The 16,562-nt window shown below is 45.4% G+C and carries 15 protein-coding genes; 5 read left to right on the forward strand and 10 right to left on the reverse strand.

Features of this window, described 5'->3' with window-relative positions:
• Positions 1–140 precede the first annotated feature (140 nt).
• Positions 141–419, forward strand: a complete 279-nt coding sequence (locus KXZ66_RS15350) for a YtzH-like family protein (RefSeq protein ID WP_003237926.1) — start codon at positions 141–143, stop codon at positions 417–419.
• Here the strand turns inward: KXZ66_RS15350 and KXZ66_RS15355 are convergent, their stop codons facing one another.
• The 5 genes from KXZ66_RS15355 to thpR all read right to left on the reverse strand — a co-directional run bounded on the left by KXZ66_RS15355 (position 420) and on the right by thpR (position 6,048).
• Positions 420–1,217: a phosphotransferase family protein gene (locus KXZ66_RS15355; protein ID WP_009967993.1), complete on the reverse strand. Its 798-nt coding sequence runs from the start codon at positions 1,215–1,217 to the stop codon at positions 420–422.
• A gap of 179 nt (positions 1,218–1,396) precedes the next feature.
• Positions 1,397–3,553 (reverse strand): type I pullulanase, encoded by a 2,157-nt coding sequence (pulA, locus tag KXZ66_RS15360; RefSeq protein ID WP_021480322.1) that lies wholly within the window; start codon positions 3,551–3,553, stop codon positions 1,397–1,399.
• Between the two features lie 25 nt (positions 3,554–3,578).
• The gene (locus KXZ66_RS15365) at positions 3,579–4,508 is read right to left on the reverse strand and encodes a YegS/Rv2252/BmrU family lipid kinase (RefSeq protein WP_021480323.1); all 930 of its coding nucleotides are present in this window, start codon (positions 4,506–4,508) and stop codon (positions 3,579–3,581) included.
• 48 nt (positions 4,509–4,556) lie between these two features.
• On the reverse strand, positions 4,557–5,471 hold the full coding sequence (locus tag KXZ66_RS15370; RefSeq protein WP_003229241.1) for a hypothetical protein: 915 nt from the start codon (positions 5,469–5,471) through the stop codon (positions 4,557–4,559).
• Between the two features lie 25 nt (positions 5,472–5,496).
• The gene (gene thpR, locus KXZ66_RS15375; protein WP_014480581.1) at positions 5,497–6,048 is read right to left on the reverse strand and encodes an RNA 2',3'-cyclic phosphodiesterase; all 552 of its coding nucleotides are present in this window, start codon (positions 6,046–6,048) and stop codon (positions 5,497–5,499) included.
• Between the two features lie 148 nt (positions 6,049–6,196).
• On the opposite strand from thpR, the gene cysK reads away from it, so the two are divergent.
• Positions 6,197–7,132 carry a cysteine synthase A gene (gene cysK / locus KXZ66_RS15380; protein WP_003229237.1) on the forward strand — a complete coding sequence of 312 codons (936 nt, stop codon included), beginning with the start codon at positions 6,197–6,199 and terminating at the stop codon, positions 7,130–7,132.
• Between the two features lie 33 nt (positions 7,133–7,165).
• On the opposite strand, the gene pepV is transcribed toward cysK, so the two are convergent.
• The gene (gene pepV / locus KXZ66_RS15385; RefSeq protein ID WP_151870104.1) at positions 7,166–8,557 is read right to left on the reverse strand and encodes a dipeptidase PepV; all 1,392 of its coding nucleotides are present in this window, start codon (positions 8,555–8,557) and stop codon (positions 7,166–7,168) included.
• 96 nt (positions 8,558–8,653) lie between these two features.
• Between pepV and pbuO the strand changes: the two genes are divergently transcribed.
• On the forward strand, positions 8,654–9,952 hold the full coding sequence (pbuO, locus tag KXZ66_RS15390; RefSeq protein ID WP_014480583.1) for a hypoxanthine/guanine permease PbuO: 1,299 nt from the start codon (positions 8,654–8,656) through the stop codon (positions 9,950–9,952).
• 38 nt (positions 9,953–9,990) lie between these two features.
• On the opposite strand, the gene KXZ66_RS15395 is transcribed toward pbuO, so the two are convergent.
• Both KXZ66_RS15395 and KXZ66_RS15400 read right to left on the reverse strand, forming a co-directional pair.
• Positions 9,991–11,148 carry an ABC transporter permease gene (locus KXZ66_RS15395; RefSeq protein WP_151870103.1) on the reverse strand — a complete coding sequence of 386 codons (1,158 nt, stop codon included), beginning with the start codon at positions 11,146–11,148 and terminating at the stop codon, positions 9,991–9,993.
• Positions 11,145–11,855, reverse strand: coding sequence for an ABC transporter ATP-binding protein (locus tag KXZ66_RS15400; protein ID WP_042977616.1), 711 nt, complete (start codon positions 11,853–11,855; stop codon positions 11,145–11,147). The genes KXZ66_RS15395 and KXZ66_RS15400 overlap by 4 nt, the downstream gene beginning before the upstream one ends.
• 289 nt (positions 11,856–12,144) lie before the next feature.
• On the opposite strand from KXZ66_RS15400, the gene KXZ66_RS15405 reads away from it, so the two are divergent.
• Entirely contained in the window at positions 12,145–12,366 is a 222-nt protein-coding gene (locus tag KXZ66_RS15405) for a DeoR family transcriptional regulator (RefSeq protein ID WP_003152337.1), read from the forward strand.
• Positions 12,367–12,487: 121 nt separating this feature from the next.
• Here the strand turns inward: KXZ66_RS15405 and KXZ66_RS15410 are convergent, their stop codons facing one another.
• Both KXZ66_RS15410 and murJ read right to left on the reverse strand, forming a co-directional pair.
• On the reverse strand, positions 12,488–13,207 hold the full coding sequence (locus KXZ66_RS15410; protein ID WP_101502192.1) for a pseudouridine synthase: 720 nt from the start codon (positions 13,205–13,207) through the stop codon (positions 12,488–12,490).
• Positions 13,208–13,275: 68 nt separating this feature from the next.
• Positions 13,276–14,910, reverse strand: a complete 1,635-nt coding sequence (murJ, locus tag KXZ66_RS15415) for a lipid II flippase MurJ (RefSeq protein WP_014480588.1) — start codon at positions 14,908–14,910, stop codon at positions 13,276–13,278.
• A 203-nt stretch (positions 14,911–15,113) separates the two neighbouring features.
• On the opposite strand from murJ, the gene KXZ66_RS15420 reads away from it, so the two are divergent.
• On the forward strand, positions 15,114–16,376 hold the full coding sequence (locus KXZ66_RS15420) for a BaiN/RdsA family NAD(P)/FAD-dependent oxidoreductase (protein WP_072173641.1): 1,263 nt from the start codon (positions 15,114–15,116) through the stop codon (positions 16,374–16,376).
• The last annotated feature ends 186 nt before the right edge of the window (positions 16,377–16,562 follow it).

Raw genomic sequence — 16,562 nt, forward strand, 5'->3', positions numbered from 1 at the left:
CGTTTTTCCAGTGTATCTCTCTTAAGGCCGAGCGCATAAAAAAAGAGGGTCCCGTCTGCTGGAACACTCCTTTCACATGTATAAAAACGCTCTGTTTTGAACAATTTAACCCGTATGATACTGAAGGGATGTGTACCGTTATGGGTTTACATTATGAGCATCAAGTTCATTTATTGAAGGATATATTGACTGACCATCAATTGGACTGCTGCGGAACAGTCGCAGAGTACGAGCAGCTTGAGCGTGTGATTAAATCACTGATGGCAAACACCGAGCTTGATTCAAATTTCAAAAACGTGCTTGAAGATGTTTACCGCTACAGCCAATCAGGAATATCGTCCAAATCCATCGACTCACACATACAAGAGCATCAGAACAGCCTGTCTCAATGGGTAGAGCAAATGGATTCGTATTCCTGATTAATCAACAATTCGTTTCATGAGGATATGCAGCTCTTCCATTGCATCATGAAATTCCTTATCATTGCCTTTTGCTTTATGCCAGGCAATGAAAGTAATTGTTTCAGATAACACATACCAAGCCATTCGCAACCGAAGGCTTTCTGTCAGCTCTATGCCGTACATGCTCAGCCAGCTCTCCCAAGCTGGCTTTTCGACGTAGTGGTACAGCAAAGGCCCGAGGTCCATCGCCGGATCAGCGATCATGGCGCCGTCCCAGTCAATTAAATACAGCTGGTTGTCTTCAGACAATAGCCAGTTATTATGATTGACATCACAATGGCAAACGACTTTCTCACCGAAATGCACTTCATGCAGGTGTTCTTCCAAATACTTGATCCCTTCTTGAATCAGCGGCGAAGATTGCTGCACAGCAAATACAGCCTGCTTCAGCTGAGACAAAAGAGCCCCCGGGTTCAGCGGTTCTTTTCCAAGTCTCTTCAGCATGTCCAGCAAGGCTTTTGATGTGTGTATTTTACGAAGCAATTCAGCAACGGGCCGTCCGCTCATGTCTTTAGGCTTCAGCTCTCTGCCGGTCATCCAGTGCTGGGCCGTAATGACGTCCCCATTTTCCATCCGTTTTGTCCAAACCAGCTTCGGAACAATGCCTTCGGCGGATAAAACAGCTAAAAAAGGTGAGCTATTACGTTTTAAAAAAAGCTGCTGCCCGTTATGTTTCGCATAATATGCATCTCCTGTAGCTCCTCCGGCGGGGAAGATCTCCCAATCGCTACCTAGTAATTGTCCCAACCAGTTCATATCAATGTTCAACCCATCATTTCTTAAAATATTTTAGAATTAAGGCTAATCGTTTCTAGTCTATCCAGCGAATGCCTTTTTCGTACGAATCGTATAAAAATAAAAAAGACAGCTATTGAGAGTCTCATATGCTAATCAATAGCCGTCCTTTAAATTTTAGCGCTATAGCACAAACTTCGTCAAGCAAAACTCTTAAGATCTGATGCTAAATATAAGATAACTGTTCCGATGCCGTTTACTGCAACCGTTTTCTTAATTTCTGCCGGGTCTTCCTGAAATCCTGATGGATCACATAAAAGCCGATAAGGTATGTCGTTTGGCAGCCTCCACTCGACGGAGTCAGGACTCGCGTGATGGATAACAATGATATCTTTCCATTCGTCAACCTCGTCAAGATCATAAAGCCTGTATGCGATAAGGTGTTCTTTTAGCGTCAAGCATTCAAGATGGCGCCGGATGTCTGCAGCGGACCTAAGACGGAATGCAGGATGCGCTTTTCTCAGCGAGATCAGCCTGCGGATATAGTGAACATCTTCTTTGAATGTTTCACGGCGATCCCAGTCGAGCTGGTTGATGCTGTCACTGGATTGATAGCTGTTTTCCACTCCCTGCTTCGTCCGGAAAAATTCCTGGCCGCTGTGAATAAACGGCACCCCTTGGGCAAGCAAAATAATCGCGGCTGCAAGCCTTTGTCTGCTTCGCTTTCGGCTGTCATTTTCTTGAGGAAGCGCGAAGCTCATTTTATCCCAAAAGGTGTGATTGTCGTGTGATTCGACATAATTGATGGACTGGCTTGGTTCCGGAACAATCGGTGCTAATGCCTTCCATCCGGAAGACCCGGCAATTCCATGCATCACAGCTTGTGCTGATTCACTGCCGCCAAGCGCAAACCCTGCTGCCATAAGGTGAAAGGTGTTCCCTTTTACAGCGTCACGAAACATATCATTAAAAAAGCCGATGCCCGGCATTCTTGGCGCGTTCGCCAAAGCAGCTTTCTGTTCATGCGGCAGCGGTGTAGCCAGATCCCACCCTTCTCCAAAAAGCAGGATTCCGGGCTTTGCCTTAGTTGCTTTCTCTTTCATATAAAGCACGGTGTCAATATCTAAAATGCCGAGGAGATCAAATCGGAAGCCGTCAGCATTGTATTCTTCAAGCCAATAGACCACGCAATCCGCAATGAATTTTCTTGCCATCCTTCTTTCTGATGCAATATCATTGCCAACGCCGGTGCCGTTTGATGGCATCCCACATTCGTCGTGCCGGAAAAAATAACCGGGCACTGTCTTTTCAAAGGGGGAATTCTCCCTCTTATACACATGGTTAAAAACAACATCCAGAATGACTCGCAGACCGTGCTGATGCAGGGTATTGATCATTTGTTTCAGCTCTGTTTTTCTCGTTTGAGGATCATGAGGGTTTGAGGCATAGCTTCCCTCCGGGGCAAAGAAATGAAGCGGGTTATATCCCCAATTGTATGCATCAAGCGGCTTCTCTTCATCAACTCCGGCAAAATCATTCACCGGCAGAAGCTCCACATGTGTAACACCAAGCTCTTTTACATACGCCAGTCCCGAAGAACTGCCATTTGCGGTTTGTGTATCAGTTTCCGTTAATGCTAAGTATTTTCCCTTGTTTATCATGCCGCTGTTTTCATGGATGGAGAAGTCGCGAAGGTGCGTCTCATAGATGACGGCATCCACAGGGTGTGAGAATGGTTTAAGAGGAGCAGTCCATTTCATTTGATCCGGGCGCAAGACGACGCCCTTCTCTCCATTTACAGTCACAGCCTTGGCATACGGGTCAACGGTTTCCATCCATTCTGAATTGTTGCAGATGCAAAACAAATACTCATATCCGTGAAGGTCACCTGTGACCGTAACGGCATAGACGCCTTTTTCCAACCGAGTCATTTGGAATGTGCGCCCGCTTTTATTGGGGTGTGAAAGCTTGACAGCAGCTGAGGTTGCAGCAGGCGCCCATACTTTAAATACGGTATGATCCGCGGTATAAACGGCGCCCAGCTCTCCGTCATAATAAAATTCGTCATCAAACGCTGCCGTCCGGATGACCGCGCCAATTTGGAGATCCGTTTTGTGGCCGCTGGATGCTCTGACGCAATGGATTTTTCCAAATGTCACAGGATGGTCGGATACGCAGACGTACTTGTATTTTGCTTCAAGGGAGTATTCCTCCCTGACAGCCAGAGGAAAATCTGTTATTTCTGTCTCAAGCCGAAACGGCGGTGTCATGATTTCCTTTTGTTCAGCAGGAATCAGAACAGTAATGATATTCATGTCATCGACATACGCTTCGAAGCTGCGGCGGATGCTGACCATCGGAAGCTCTCTCCTTCAAACACGTTTATGTTTTGATCCTTAGGGGTGAAGGACTAGAAGCCAGACGAAACGGGGTAGTGCCCATGATTTCTCCGTCAGCATGGAACGGGATTTTGTCCTTCGTGTAAAATGTAATGTCCTTCGCTTTAAACATCGTAACGCCATCCATCTTTGTATGTTTTCCAAATGCCATGAGACATAAAAGCCAATATTTTTTCAAAAACGGCTGGTTTTCAACGATTACAATATCAAATGTCTTCTCGCGCGGATTTGCTAGGGGCGCCGCCTTCATGCCTCCCCCGTAAAACGGATGGTTGGATACAACGGCAAACCAGACATCATGAAATTCGAGCGTCTCGTCTTCCGTCGTACAAGCTAACGTAAACGGCTTAAAGGTTGCCGAAGCGTGCAAATGAGAAAGCGGATACACAAGAAATCGAAGGCGGAGAAAAAGAAAAACCCGTCTCAACGGAAATTCCATCGCCTTTTTATTAACATATGCGTCAAACCCGATCCCGATATGATTCATAAAATAAAGAATCTGTGATTTATCCTGAAGGAAATTGACGCTCCCTAAATGAAAGGTTCTTGTTAACGGGCGCTTTACCTTCTTGATTTCCTGTATCAGATCGATTTTTTTAATAGAGAATCCTCGCGAAAAATCATTATATGCGCCCGCCGGCACAAAGCTCAGCTCAATATCGTCAACATCTTTCAGCCCGTTGACAACTTCATGCATGGTTCCGTCTCCGCCAATGACGATCAGGCGCTTCAGCTTATATTCTTGTATCGTTGAAATCTGTCTGGCGAGCACCTCGGCGTGTCCCGGATGTTCAGTTAAAAATGAACGGTGCTCAACCTTTCGTTTGATCAATTCTTTTTGAATGGACTTCCAAACACGCAGGCCGTTTCGATGTCCTGCTGTCGGGTTAATAATAAAAAACCAATGGCTCATCTTTCTCACCTGCTTATGTTATGAGAAAACCGCTCAAATCGTTCTCTTTTACTCCAGCCACTCCTGTCTGCGATAGGAGTCAGACATGCAGTAAGACAATAGAGCCTTTGCAGCCTTTACCTGATGATGTTTGATCGGAGCAGTGTTTTTCTTCTGCCGCTCAATCCATTCTTCCGCGCTCCGCTTATCCGCTATTTCTAAGCCGTATGGCGGCTCCGGGTAATCGATGTACGACGTTCTGCTCAGAAGCAATTTTCGAACCGGAATCTCAGCCTGTTTTTCCTTTACGATCTTTGACACAACCGAGTCCGTACGAAACAGGCTAAGCCCTGGATTTAACACTGATGCAGTCTGAGAGGCTGTTTTCTTGTCCCAAAAACGATTTTTAGACCCTATGTAGACACTGTCTTCCTCAGCCTCTAAAAAAGAAACGCAATAAATTTCCAGAGGAGAAATAATCACAATGCTTAATTCAACCGCCGCCTGCTGAATTTTCAGCACAGGCTTATACATAATAAAATAAGAATCAGGCAGCTGCTGGGTCAGATAACGCAAAATGCGGTCCTGCTTCACCTGGTTTGAGAGTTGAGATATTTCTGAAAGAGTAGAGCTTGCCCATTTGAGCTGAAAATCATATAAATGTCTTTTATAAAAAGAAGCAAGCGCCACCCTGCTCTTCGGGAGCCTTACATGAATATCTTCTTCGTCCTCAAACCATTGGTGTCTCTCTTCTTGTATATCGGCTTTTATCTCTTCTTTTCTTCTTTTCAATGAAAATTTTTTTCGTTTCTGCACCGGTTCCGGTTCTTCAGCACTGGCTTGCCTTTCTTCATGCTGTCGCTCCGCTGCTTCTACTAGTGAAAGCCAGCGCTCTTTTTTCAGACGTACAAACTGGTTGATATAATGGTACGGATCAAGCTCATATCTTGATATATAATCATGAATTTTGATGATTTGTGCCATGTTTGTTTCTCCACTCCGCAATGAATTAAGATAATTGAAATTTGAATATTTCCTCGTATTTTGGTGATTGGTTCAAGTGTATTTGAAAGAGCGAAAATCGTTCAGCCATCATCGAAACTTCGCCGCTTTCAAACGGAACATGAGCTGGAAATCCATTTTCGCCTGTCCATTTTCTTGCCAGCGTCATATGAGGATGATACGGTCTTTTTTCCACTTGAAAGCCGGCCTGAAGTACAGCCTGCTTCGTATGTTCCCGCAGTCTATCAAGCGTTTTGTTTTTCTTTGGCTCCAGATGTAAAACGCGCGGCCTTCTGCGGTCGCCGAATACATCTATCTTGTCAAACTCAATTGAAAATGGGTCAATTTCTGAAGCAATCTCTGCTAGCGAACCTTCAAGCTTCTTTATTTGTGTCTCATCCGCCGCTCCGAGAAAAATTAACGTGATATGATAGTCAAGCGGGTGCACCCATTTTTGAAACGTCAATATCGGTTCGTTTTTCGCAGCCTGGTAGATCGGATTTGCAATTCCCTCAGGTATGGGAACGCCGATGAAATAATGAGGCCGTATATCTGGCATCCGTCTGACACTCCCTTCTTTGACAGCTATTATTTTATCAATAAAGAGGCTGTGCGGATAGAGGAACAGTGTATGAAAACACTCTCGCACAAACGTTTATTATGTTAGGATATTATATGACACTTGTTTTATTCAGAAAGGAATGACAATGTTGAAAATCGTTGCAAACACAGCTGATCTGATAGGAGATACACCGCTAGTGAGATTGAATCGGCTTCAGCCGGAAAATGCGGCACAAGTCTATTTAAAGCTTGAATTTTTCAATCCGAGCGGCAGTGTGAAAGACAGAGCCGCTTATCAAATGATCATAGAAGCTGAACAAAACGGTTTACTCAAGCCGGGATCAGTTATTATAGAGCCGACAAGCGGAAATACCGGAATCGGGCTCGCCATGAATGCGGCAGCACGCGGATATAAAGCAATCTTAGTTATGCCTGATACGATGACGAAGGAACGGATCAACCTGCTTAAAGCTTACGGTGCAGAGGTTGTATTAACTCCCGGAGAGGAAAGAATGCCGGGCAGCATCAAAAAAGCGAAGGAGCTTGCCGAACAAATTCCGAACAGCTATATTCCAATGCAGTTCGATAACACTGCTAATCCTGATGCGCACCGGAAAACAACAGCGCCTGAAATCGCCCGGGCAATAGAGGAAATTGGAAAACCGCTCGGCGCTTTTGTCGCCTCCTCTGGAACGGGCGGAACCATTACCGGAACAGGTGAGGCGCTCAAAGAGCTTTTTCCGGATATCACGGTTCATGTTGTTGAGCCAGCGGGTTCGCCTGTATTATCCGGCGGAAAACCTGGCGCGCATAAACTTGTAGGAACGAGCCCAGGCTTTATACCGCCGATTTTAAATGAAGACGTTTATGATGAAATTATCAAAATCTCTGATGAAGACGCGTATACGACGACAAGACGGCTTGCTGCTGAAGAAGGAATTCTTGTCGGTCCTTCATCAGGCGCTGCCTGCTTCGCGGCAATCGAAACAGCGAAACGCCTCTCTCCTGACAAAGTTGTGGTCTGCATGACAGCTGATACAGGAGAACGGTACTTATCAACTGATTTATGGTCATTTATTTAAAAAAAGGACTGGCTTCAGCAGAAGCCGGTCCTTTTATTTTGCAAGCTCGTAAATGGCCTGAGCATATAACGCTGTCGATCTCAGCAGGTCATCAATTTCGATATATTCATCCTTTTGGTGTGCGCTGTCAGGGCGTCCGGGGAACAGCGGGCCGAACGCGACACCGGCTTTTAAGGATCTCGCATATGTCCCCCCGCCGATTGAGATTAAGTCAGCTTTTTTACCCAGCTGGCCTTCATAAACCTTTTGCAGGGTTTTGACTAACGGATGATCTGCGGACACGTGATGCGGCTTGCTGTCTTTGAATTCTCCCAGATCAAATTCAGATGCACTTTCGAATGCATCGCGAATCGCTTTGCTTTCTGCTGTCACAGGATAGCGGATATTGATCCCGAGCTCGCCTCCTTGCCCTTCTTTATAGCGCAGTGTTCCGACATTTAATGTCAGCTCACCGCTGATTTCATCCTCACAGTCGATGTCCAGTTTTTTTCCTCTTGTATCACCTAAGAACTTATCTGTCACAACTTGCACAAACCGCTTTCCTGCATCGTCAAGCTCAGTCTGCTGGAGAAATTCGCACAATAAAATACCGGCATTGATCCCATTGTTCGGTTCCATCGCATGGCAGGAAAGACCGTACATACGCAAAATGAGCTGTCCGTTCTCTATTGCAGCTTCCCCTTTTTGGTCCGTCGTGCGGAGCATGTCTTTAAATGAAGACAGAATCTCTTCATTTTTCGGCCCTTCAATGACAGCTTCCGCAGCATCAGGCACCATGTTCAAACGAAGGCCTGATTGAAACGAGACAAGCACTGCCTTTGGTTCTGCTTGATTTGGACGGTGTGGAATAAGTAAAGAAGCATCGATGATCCCTTTTTCCGCATTAATGATCGGAAAATCGGCGTCAGGCGCAAAGCCCATTGTTGGCATTTCTTCATGCTTGAAATAATGCTCTACGCATCTCCAATCACTTTCTTCATCTGTTCCGATAATCATTCTGACTCGCTTGGACAGGGGCAGATTCATGTCTTTCACGATTTTCAGCGCGTAGAATGCCGCCATTGTCGGGCCTTTGTCATCAATGGCGCCCCTTGCATAAATCCGTCCGTTGCGGATTTCAGCTGAAAATGGATCACTCGTCCACCCATCTCCCGGCGGCACGACGTCAACATGGCAAAGTACGCCGATAATGTCATCGCCCTCCCCCCATTCAATATGACCTGCAAAGCCGTCAAGATTTTTTGTTGTAAAGCCTTCTTTTTCTCCAAGCTCCAGCAATGAAGTCAGGCTGGCGTTTACCCCTTCTCCAAACGGTTTACCGGGTCCGGCGGTTGTTTCGTCCATGACACTGTTGATTCTCAAAAATTCCTGCGTATCACGAATTAAATCCTCTTTTTTTCTGATCACTTCAACTTCCCAGTTCATAATGATCCCCTTTCCGCAAGAAATGACTTGCAAAAACCAAATAAAACGAATAATATTAATGGTGTTTTGTTAAAACGTTCGTAATTGGAGGATACTATGTTTCATCTAAAAGAGCAGCAAACATCCATAAAGCAAGAAATCATAGCAGGGCTGACGACCTTTTTCACAATGGTCTATATCGTCGTGGTCAATCCGGTCATTCTGGCTAACGCCGGGGTTCCTTTCGACCAGGTGTTCACCGCAACGATTATTGCCTCCATTGTCGGAACGCTGTGGATGGCCCTGGCAGCAAATTATCCGATTGCTATTGCGCCCGGCATGGGCTTGAACGCTTATTTAGCCTTTCATGTCGTAAGCGCAAGCGATGGCGGCATCACGTACGCAACAGCTTTCAGCGCAGTATTTACAGCAGGGGTTCTCTTCATTATTCTATCGTTAACGCCTTTAAGAAAACAACTTATAGAAGCGATTCCAAACAATTTAAAATACGGGATCACAACTGGGATCGGGCTGTTTATTGCTTTTATCGGTTTGCGTCAAGCGGGAATTGTGGCAGCTGATGAGTCAAACCTGGTCACTCTCGGCAATCTGCATTCACCTGGTGTTATCTTAACGCTGGTTGGCCTTTTGATCAGCGTGGTCCTGATGGTGCTGAATGTAAGCGGCGCTTTATTTATCGGAATGGCAGCTACCGCTTTGATCGCCTTTTTCACCGGTCAGCTCCATTTTCCAAAGGGATTTATGTCGCTTCCTCATTTGCCGGAAGGATTGATGATCTCAAATCCATTTACCGCTTTTGGCGATGTCATTCATCACGGCCTGTACGCTGTCGTCTTTTCTTTTCTATTAGTCACCATTTTTGATACGACAGGCACGATGATCGGAGTTGCCGAGCAAGCCGGGCTGATGAAAAACAACAAGCTGCCTAACGTGCGAAAAGCGCTGCTTGCTGATTCAACAGCGACGACAGTAGGAGCTGTTTTCGGCACAAGTCCGACGACCGCATTTATCGAATCTTCCGCCGGTGTCGCAGCCGGGGGAAGAACGGGGCTTACGGCTTTGACTGTCGCGGTGATGTTTGCGGCTTCAATGTTTTTCAGTCCGCTTGTCAGCGCCTTGTCCGGTATAGCCGCCATCACCTCGCCTGCTTTGATTATCGTCGGCAGCTTGATGATGGGCTCGGTTTCCAATATGAACTGGAAAGAGATGGACGAGGCATTTCCAGCGTTTCTCGTCATTCTGGCCATGCCTTTGACATCCAGCATTTCAACAGGAATTGCGCTTGGCTTTATTTCATATCCGATCGTAAAAGCGGCGCGGGGAAAATGGAGAGAGATTCATCCGCTCGTCATCGTTTTCGCCATTCTGTTTTTCATCCAGCTGTTTATTTTATAACATAGACCAAAAAACCCAAACGTCGTCGTTTGGGTTTTTTATGTAAACAATAAAGAGACAGCGGCCGCTAAAAAACAACAGGCGGCAAACGCATAGTGCAGGATGTTGATACAGTTTTTTCTGGCCCGATAATATTCATCACTTTCCTTATCGGTGCCAATTAAAAAAGGGGCATCCATGACCTTGTCAAAAATAAGCGTCAGGATATAACGGCAAACACCTGTATAGACCAGCAGCGCAATCACCTTCAGCCAAATTGGGGAAACAAATATGAGAACGGTGAAAGCTGACAATAGCATGTACATCTGCCTCGCATACTCGCCATTCCTCAGCATGACTTTAAAAAACAATTCCTTATAGCCTGTGCAGATCGTTCGTCTTTTAAATATCCTTTTTGAATTTCGGTATAATAACGGTTTTCTTCTCATCCTGTCTTTTACTTTTGGCATTCCCGCCTCCTGACTCATCATCATCACAAGTCCTGCAAGGGCAAGCCTGCTTTTTTTCTCTTCAGTCACCTCAGCTTCAAAAGCCGTGAACGAAGCCGTCTTTTTCAAACTGCGGATAACTGAGAAAAGCAAAAATAAAATGCCAAAAAGCGCAAGCAAGTGCCACTGAGTCAAAACAATCAGGATAGCAGAACCAGCAAAAAATATAGCTCTGACAAGGATATCACCAATCCATCTCGAAATAGAGCGCGGCTTTCTGATCCTGTCTTGCTTTAAGGATAAAAAGAATATATGAAGGCCAAACAAATAACACAATAGAGCAGTGCTTTCTGCGAATGTGATGTGAACAGAATGACTGATCAAGGGAAGGACAATGAAAAAGAGAAGCAGCCATTTAGCCATCGTGACGAGAAAAGAATACAAAAGCGCGTACCGTTTGAGCTGATAGATGATTTCTTTCTTTTGCAGCAAAAACACTTTGTCCGCTTCCATTAAAAATGTACGAATCGAGCCTGTAAACATGATCACCCCACACACAGCGTACAGCCATCTCCACTCCGCCACTTCAGACCACTCATAAAGAAGGCCTCTTCCATTCATCAAATCAATATACTGATAGATGACAAAAGCAATCGCCGGCAAAACAATATAGAGAGCGACTGTCCAGTCAATGACCGCATGCAACACTTTAAACTGATACTTGTAATAGTCAAACAGCCTTCGAAAAAAGAGCGTACGCCCGTTCATGGCCGATCACCTTGAACTGCCTTATAAAAACAGTCAAGCAATGACTGCCCCTCTAATCCGGTCTTGTCCTGAATATCTTTTAACGTGCCTTGGAGAAATAATGAACCTTTCTCAATCATATAAAACCGGTCACAGATTTTTTCCGCGGTATCGAGTACATGCGTGCACATAAGAATTCCGGCTCCACGTTCTTTTTCAGCCTTAAGCATGTCCACAAAGCGTTTCGTCGATATCGGATCAAGGCCGATAAACGGTTCATCAATCACATACATATCCGGCTTAGAGAGAAAGGCCTGGATAAGCATTAGTTTTTGCTGCATGCCCTTCGAAAAGGTGACAGGCAGCTCATGTTTGACCTGATCAAGCGAAAACGTCTGCAGCAGGCTTTGGGCCCGATGCGCAAATTCACTCTCTTCAATGCCGTGGAGTGTGCTGATCAGATCCAAATGCTCCCACAGCGTCAGTTCTTCGTAGAAGGACGGATGCTCCGGAATATATGCAAATGAACAGTCGTTCCAGGCAATATGCCCTTTAAAATCTTCTGAAAGGCCGAGTATCGCCTTGATTGCGGTGCTTTTTCCGGCGCCGTTAGCTCCGATCAGTCCAACCAGTTCCCCTTTTCTGACTTCCAGAAAAACATCGGTGAGCACTTTTTTTCGGCTTGTATACCCGGCCTGTTCTATTGAAGCTTCAAGCAAATTTGTCAAAACTCTCCCACCTCCAAAATTTACTACGAAACAGAATAAAAAAAGTTTCTTTAACCATAATAATATTGAGCCGAAATACATAGTAATCCAACAAGGATGGCTGCCCAACGCGAATTGGAAAAAATTAATAGGAGTTATCCCTAGATTCATCACTGCAATATCGTGTATAATGAGGGCGAATTATTATAACAATTACAGATGTCTGCCTTTGTTGCTATTTCGTACGCAGTTGATAGTCGTGAGTTGTGGTTAGTCAAGTCCATCCGATCTTATGATAGGGAGTGGTTTTTTGAAACCTTCAACAAACCGTATGCTAACTCGAATCAAATCAGTTTACATGTTTATCCAAGAAAAAGGTCTTGTGACAACACAGGAACTGGTTGACGAATTCGGCATTACACCTAGAACGATTCAAAGAGACTTAAATGTGTTGGCATATAATGATCTTGTTCATAGTCCAAGCCGTGGCAAGTGGGAGACAACGAGAAAGAAAGTAAAGATTACCTCATAAATTGAAAAATTACATAGGGCCGCCTGAGAGCGGCCCGATAGATAATAGGGCGCAGAAACTACTGAGCCTTGTTTTTGTGTGCTTATAAATAAAACCCCGCATTCGATATGCGGGGTTTTTGTCATGCTTGCGGCTCATTGAGCAAATGAAGCTCTTCCTCTGTCAGCTCACGGTATTCTCCGGGTGCCAGAGCGGGATCTAGGGAAACGCGTCCCATCGAAAGCCGCTTCAGATAAACCACTTCATTGCCGACTGCCTTTGCCATTTGCTTGACCTGATGGTATTTTCCTTCTGTAATTGTCAGGTATATCACGGTATTGCCACTGTTGTTTGTTTTGATTTCCGCTCTTGCCGGCTTTGTTTTATAGCCGCCCTCTATGTAGACACCCGTTTCCAAATCGGAGATGTCTTCCCTAGAAATCTGTGATTTTAAATGGACTTCATATGTTTTTGGAACATGCTTTTTAGGAGAAAGGAGCCGATGTGCGAGCTGGCCATCATTTGTGAGCAGCAAAAAGCCCTCTGTATCTTTATCAAGCCTGCCGGCTGGAAATGGCTCAAATCTCATCTCCTCCGGCGTCAGCAGATCGACCACTGTTTGCTGCCGGCTGTCCTCAGTCGCCGACAGCACGCCCTGCGGTTTATTCATCATAAGATAAATGAACTCTCGATAATCAACCGGTTCCCCGTATACGGTCACCTCCTGCGTATCAGGATCAACGTGCGCCTTTACATCTTTGGCAGGTTTGCCGTCGATCATCACGGCTCCAGCCTTTACAACGGCTTTGACTTCTTTTCTGGAACCATACCCGCTGTTGGCAAGCAGCTTATCAAGTCTCATTCCCAATCTCTCCTTTATAAAAGAAAGCCCGCAGCATGCGAGCCCTCAGTTTCATCATATCTAGTTCATCAGCCTGCATGTCTGCCTTTCCTTAAGAAACCTGGCAAACGGCGGCCTAAAATTTTCTGTAAAAATCCTAATCGGTAGCCGCAATACAGGTAGACAGCTCCGCCAACAGCGGCCGCGATCACCACAACAATCGCAGCTTGCAGCTGGCCATCCTGATAGGAAATAAAGAAGCCTAATACCCACTGCACGATTTTCACGGCAATACCCATAATGGCTGATAAGACAAGCATCAAAACAGTTCGTTTAACTAGTATCTTATACGAATAGCCTGCATGGCGCTTAATCATGATAAACCCATATAAAAGTGAAGCGATATATCCAAGCGCCGTCGCTAAAATCGCTCCGTCAGCCTGCATCAGCTTGATCAGCGGAACATTCAGCACAAGCTTGATCACGACACCGATCACAAGGCTGACAACCGCAAATTTTTGCTTATTGATGCCCTGCAGAATGGCTGCGTTGACTGTAAACAAAGAGAACAAAATCGCGACTGGCGAATACCATAGCAAAATATTTGCCCCCAGTTCAGGGTGAAGGCTCTCTGACCCGTAAAAGAACGTATACGTCGGTCCTGACAATAGAGAGATCCCGACAACAGCCGGAATAATTAAAAACAGGATCGTCTGCATCGTTTGATTAATCTGCTGATTTAACAGCTTATAGTTTCCGCTTGTAAACGATTCAGTAATCGTTGGAATTAATGTCAGTCCGAAAGCAGTTGCTAGGGAAACCGGGATCATCACGAGCTTCTGAACATACAGGGTTAGAATCGCAAGCATGTCTTGGCTGATGGCTTGATGACCGGCTTCAATCATCGCTTTGTTAAACGTATTTGTATCAATATAGTTATACAAAGGGATGGCTAGTCCGACAAAAACGTACGGAGCAGCATAGCTGAACAGCTCGAAAAACATTTTCTTGTAGCTTAGGTTTGCTGTCGGACCCGTATTCGGCATCATCGCCAGCAGGCTGCCCTTCCGTTTGTTCCAATAAATATAAAGCACGACCAGCCCTCCGAAGGCACCGATCAGCGCTGCGAAGGTTGCATAGCCCACAGCGATGACAAGGCCGCCGTTGAAAACCTTCAAAATCAAGAATGTCGCACTCAATAGAAAGATGATGCGGACAATCTGTTCAACGACTTGGGAAACAGCTGTCGGACCCATCATTTGGTGCCCTTGAAAGAATCCGCGGACAAGGCTCATAATCGGTACGACCAAAAGCGCTAAGCTGACCATGCGGATGACATAAACGACATGATCAATTGTCAAGCCGTTATTATCCTTGCCTCCCAGCGATATTTCCGCAAACATCGGAGCCGATAGATACAGAATGAAAAAGGCTATCATTCCTGTGACGAGCATAACCGACATGCCCGCCTTGAGCATTTTCCTGCTTGTCTCATAATCCCCTTTTGAATTATATTTGGAAACAAATTTAGAAACAGCGGCCGGAAAGCCCATCGTAGCAATATTCAAAAATAAAGTGTATTGGTTGTATCCGTATTGAAATAATGCACCGCCTGTCGCCCCGACCATAATGCTGAAGGGAATTAAATAGACCATCCCCAGAATCCGCGATATATATGTACCGAGCGTTAATACAAACGTGCCTCTTAACAGTTTGCTTGACATGTTTCTTCATCACCATTTTCTACGAAGATTCAACTTTTCTATTTTACCACAACTGGGCATTTAGACGGTAATAAATACAAAAGCAATCCTGTGAACATTCATGTCCGCGGCAAAAGACGTTTAAGGAGCGGCTTTCTTTCGCTATAATAGTACTGCGGACGGGGGTGTCCGCACACGAAATGAAAAGAAAGTTGATGATAAAGATGAAACAATATGACGTAATCGTAATCGGCGGAGGCCCTTCAGGCTTGATGGCTGCGATTGCAGCAGGAGAACAGGGCGCTGGCGTGTTGCTGATAGATAAAGGAAATAAATTAGGACGGAAACTCGCGATTTCCGGGGGCGGCCGCTGTAATGTGACGAACCGTCTTCCTGTGGAAGAAATTATCAAGCACATCCCCGGCAACGGGCGTTTTTTATACAGCGCGTTTTCTGAATTTAATAATGAGGACATTATCAAGTTTTTTGAAAACCTCGGCATTCAATTGAAGGAAGAGGATCACGGCCGGATGTTCCCTGTGACCGACAAAGCCCAAAGTGTCGTTGACGCGCTGTTAAACAGGCTGAAGCAGCTCCGCGTAACAATCAGAACGAACGAGAAAATTAAATCTGTTATATATGAAGATGGACAGGCAGCAGGGATTGTGACGAATAATGGCGAAATGATCCATAGCCAGGCAGTCATTATCGCTGTAGGCGGTAAAAGCGTGCCTCATACCGGAAGCACGGGAGACGGCTATGAATGGGCTGAAGCCGCGGGCCATACCATAACAGAGCTGTTTCCGACAGAGGTTCCCGTCACTTCTGGCGAACCGTTCATTAAGCAAAAAACACTTCAGGGCTTATCACTAAGAGATGTAGCCGTCAGTGTGTTAAATAAAAAAGGCAAACCGATTATCACACATAAAATGGACATGCTGTTTACCCATTTCGGCCTCTCAGGACCTGCCATTCTCAGATGCAGCCAATTTGTCGTAAAAGAGCTGAAAAAACAGCCTCAAGTGCCGATCAGAATCGACTTGTATCCGGATATCAATGAAGAAACGCTTTTCCAAAAGATGTATAAAGAACTGAAGGAAGCACCGAAAAAAACCATTAAAAACGTGCTGAAGCCTTGGATGCAGGAGCGCTATCTCCTATTCCTGCTCGAAAAAAACGGCATCTCTCCGAACGTATCGTTTTCTGAGCTGCCGAAGGATCCTTTCAGACAATTTGTAAGGGACTGCAAGCAGTTTACTGTCCTCGCAAATGGCACACTGTCGCTTGATAAGGCATTTGTCACGGGAGGCGGGGTATCTGTAAAAGAAATTGACCCGAAAAAGATGGCTTCTAAAAAAATGGAGGGGCTTTATTTTTGCGGTGAAATTCTGGATATCCACGGCTACACAGGCGGATACAATATTACCTCCGCCCTTGTCACAGGCAGGCTTGCAGGGCTAAATGCCGGGCAATACGCCCGTTCTTAATCATTACTCTTTAAATCTCTTGCCGCCAAACTCACATTTGAACATTCCCCGCATTCATGTTAGGGTGAGACTTGTTTTGTTTCACCTGATTGCGGGGTAATTTTAAGAGAGGAATGAGCTGCCATCGTACGACCATACTAAGCCTGCGAGCAAGATATAGGCGTACACAAAAAATTAGAGGGTGAG

Source organism: Bacillus sp. LJBS17 (genome assembly GCF_019334685.1).
Classification (GTDB): Bacteria; Bacillota; Bacilli; order Bacillales; family Bacillaceae; genus Bacillus; species Bacillus subtilis.

Bases quoted from the DNA above. Each gene is read 5' to 3' on its own strand.
- KXZ66_RS15350 (WP_003237926.1), top strand. From the start codon at position 141: ATGGGTTTACATTATGAGCATCAAGTTCATTTATTGAAGGATATATTG.
- KXZ66_RS15355 (WP_009967993.1), bottom strand. From the start codon at position 1,217: ATGAACTGGTTGGGACAATTACTAGGTAGCGATTGGGAGATCTTCCCC.
- pulA (WP_021480322.1), bottom strand. From the start codon at position 3,553: ATGGTCAGCATCCGCCGCAGCTTCGAAGCGTATGTCGATGACATGAAT.
- KXZ66_RS15365 (WP_021480323.1), bottom strand. From the start codon at position 4,508: ATGAGCCATTGGTTTTTTATTATTAACCCGACAGCAGGACATCGAAAC.
- KXZ66_RS15370 (WP_003229241.1), bottom strand. From the start codon at position 5,471: ATGGCACAAATCATCAAAATTCATGATTATATATCAAGATATGAGCTT.
- thpR (WP_014480581.1), bottom strand. From the start codon at position 6,048: ATGCCAGATATACGGCCTCATTATTTCATCGGCGTTCCCATACCTGAG.
- cysK (WP_003229237.1), top strand. From the start codon at position 6,197: ATGTTGAAAATCGTTGCAAACACAGCTGATCTGATAGGAGATACACCG.
- pepV (WP_151870104.1), bottom strand. From the start codon at position 8,557: ATGAACTGGGAAGTTGAAGTGATCAGAAAAAAAGAGGATTTAATTCGT.
- pbuO (WP_014480583.1), top strand. From the start codon at position 8,654: ATGTTTCATCTAAAAGAGCAGCAAACATCCATAAAGCAAGAAATCATA.
- KXZ66_RS15395 (WP_151870103.1), bottom strand. From the start codon at position 11,148: ATGAACGGGCGTACGCTCTTTTTTCGAAGGCTGTTTGACTATTACAAG.
- KXZ66_RS15410 (WP_101502192.1), bottom strand. From the start codon at position 13,207: ATGAGACTTGATAAGCTGCTTGCCAACAGCGGGTATGGTTCCAGAAAA.
- murJ (WP_014480588.1), bottom strand. From the start codon at position 14,910: ATGTCAAGCAAACTGTTAAGAGGCACGTTTGTATTAACGCTCGGTACA.
- KXZ66_RS15420 (WP_072173641.1), top strand. From the start codon at position 15,114: ATGAAACAATATGACGTAATCGTAATCGGCGGAGGCCCTTCAGGCTTG.